This is a genomic window from uncultured Abyssibacter sp. (assembly GCF_964000955.1).
GTDB lineage: Bacteria > Pseudomonadota > Gammaproteobacteria > Nevskiales > OUC007 > Abyssibacter.
In genome coordinates, this window is record NZ_CAXFCL010000006.1 from 1 (window position 1) to 2,493 (window position 2,493).

2 protein-coding genes are annotated in these 2,493 nt (G+C 62.8%); both read left to right on the forward strand.

The annotated features are described in order from the left end of the window. Window positions 1-834: UTP--glucose-1-phosphate uridylyltransferase GalU (gene galU / locus ABNS06_RS00230; protein ID WP_348671849.1), on the forward strand; the 834-nt coding region annotated here is incomplete at its 5' end. 278 nt (window positions 835-1,112) lie between these two features. Further along, window positions 1,113-2,493, forward strand: a 1,381-nt coding sequence (locus tag ABNS06_RS00235; RefSeq protein WP_348671851.1) for a thiamine pyrophosphate-dependent enzyme, incomplete at its 3' end; no start/stop codon positions are given.

Genomic DNA, 2,493 nt, shown 5'->3' on the forward strand with positions numbered 1-2,493 from the left:
GCTACCAAGGCCATGCCCAAGGAAATGCTGCCAATCGTCGACAAGCCGCTGATCCAGTACGCGGTGAAAGAAGCCGTGTCGGCCGGCGCCGAGGAACTGGTGTTCATCACCAGCAACAACAAGAACTCGATTCTCGACCACTTCGACAAGTCCTACGAGCTGGAAAAGCAGCTGGAGGAAAAGGGCAAGACCGCGCTGCTTCAGGAAGTGCGCGACATCCTGCCGCCGGGAATCACCTGCGTGTACATCCGCCAGCCGGAGGCCCGCGGTCTCGGTCATGCCATCTCCTGTGCCTGGACGGCGGTGGGTGACGAGGACTTCGCCGTGATCCTGGCGGACGACCTGATCGACGGAAAGCTGCGGCCGGCGCTGGCGCAGATGCAGCGCGTCTACCAGGAATACGGCACGTCGGTCATCGCCGTGCAGCGTGTCCCCAAGGACGAAGTGCACAAGTACGGCATCGTCGAGGTGGAACCGGTCGGTCCCGGCCTGGGCGAGATCCGCGGCATTGTCGAAAAGCCGGACCCCGAAAACGCACCGTCGAATCTTGCCGTGGTCGGCCGCTACATCCTGACCCCGCGCATCTTCAAGCTGCTCGAATCCACCGAGCCCGGCGCCGGCGGCGAGATTCAGCTCACCGATGCCATCAGCGCGATGATCCAGGAGCAGACCGTGCTGGCCTACGAGTTCGAAGGCAAGCGCTACGACTGCGGCAGCAAGCTGGGCTATCTGCAGGCCAACGTGGAACTGGGTCTCAAGCACCCGGATCTGGCCGAGGAATTCCGGGAGTATCTGACCGAACTCACCGCGTCCTGGCCCCGCGAAAAGAAGTAATTCGGCCGCCTCTGGCGAACCTGACGAACAGCCCCGCAGCGCCGGGGCTGTTTCATTTGCGCAGATCGCGTTCGCAGTCCGCCGAATCAACGGCATGAGGCGCATTGCCGGTTCTCACGCAACTGCTTGCTGCCATTCGAATTTTTGTTGAGATTCAGGGAGTTGAGGCCGGGGCTTCCGGCACGGACAAGTTGGAGGGCTGAACCCGACTTTGGTCGGGTGGGTTCTCGGCAGAAGCGCTCGTATACTTCGCCGATTCATATCCGGCAGAGGCCGAAATGACCGGCGAAAAACTGCGGCATTTTCTTGAAACGTCCCCGATCTCCGGGGGGAACGGTGCCTGGGTCGAGGCGATGTACGAGCAATACCTCGCCGATCCGGATTCAGTCGAGGCCAGTTGGCGCGACTACTTCAAGAACATGGGCGCGGCCGGGCAGCGACATGATGTCGCGCACAGCCCCATCCAGCGATCCTTCGCCGAACTGGCTCGCGCCAAGCCGGTGGTCAGCGCCGGCAAGGGCAGCAGTCTGTCGGCCCAGGCGGCATCCAAGCAGTCGTCGGTGCTGCGCCTGATCAACTACTACCGCGTTCGCGGTCATCAGGCCGCACAGCTGGATCCGCTGGGTCTGGCCAACCCGCCAACGGTGCCCGATCTCGATCCGGCATTCCACGGCCTCGGCAGCTCGGACATGGAGTCGGTGTTCGACACCGGCTCGCTGGCGACATCGGATCGCCTGAAGCTTCGCGAGATCATCGATGTCGTCAAGACCGTGTACACCGGCTCCATCGGCGCCGAGTACATGTACATCACCGAGACGCAGCAGAAGCGCTGGATTCAGCGCCGGCTCGAGGGGACGATCAACGAGTCCAGGCTGAACGCCGACGAGCAGAAGGAAGTGCTCAAGCAGTTGACCGCGGCCGAGGGTATCGAGCGCTACATGCACACCCGCTACGTCGGCCAGAAGCGGTTCTCGCTGGAAGGTGGCGATGCCCTGATTCCGGCGCTGGACGAACTAATCCGTCGCGCCAGCTCGCACGATGTCGAGGAAGTCGTGATCGGCATGGCTCACCGCGGCCGACTCAACGTGCTGGTGAACGTTCTGGGCAAGTCGCCCAAGGATTTGTTCGACGAGTTCGAGGGCAAGATCACGGCCGAGGATCTGCGGTTCTCCGGCGACGTGAAGTACCACAAGGGCTTCTCCAACGACATCGAGGTGGACGGCCGCCGCGTGCACATGGTGCTGGCGTTCAACCCGTCGCACCTGGAGATCGTCAACCCGGTGGTGGAGGGCTCCGTGAAGTCGCGTCAGCATCGCCGCGGCGACGAGACCGGCAACACCATCCTCCCGGTGCTGGTGCACGGCGATGCCGCCTTCGCCGGCCAGGGCGTGGTCATGGAAACCCTGCAGCTCTCGCAGGCCAAGGGTTACGCCACAGGCGGCACGGTGCATTTCATCGTCAACAACCAGGTCGGATTCACCACCAACAACCCGATCGAGGTGGCGCAGCGCGAGCACGCACGCACATCGCTTTATTCCACCGACATCGCCAAGATGCTGGAAGCACCGGTGTTCCACGTGAACGCCGATGATCCGGAAGCGGTGGTGTTCGTGACGCGGCTGGCGATGGATTTCCGCGCCGAGTTCCACAAGGACGTGA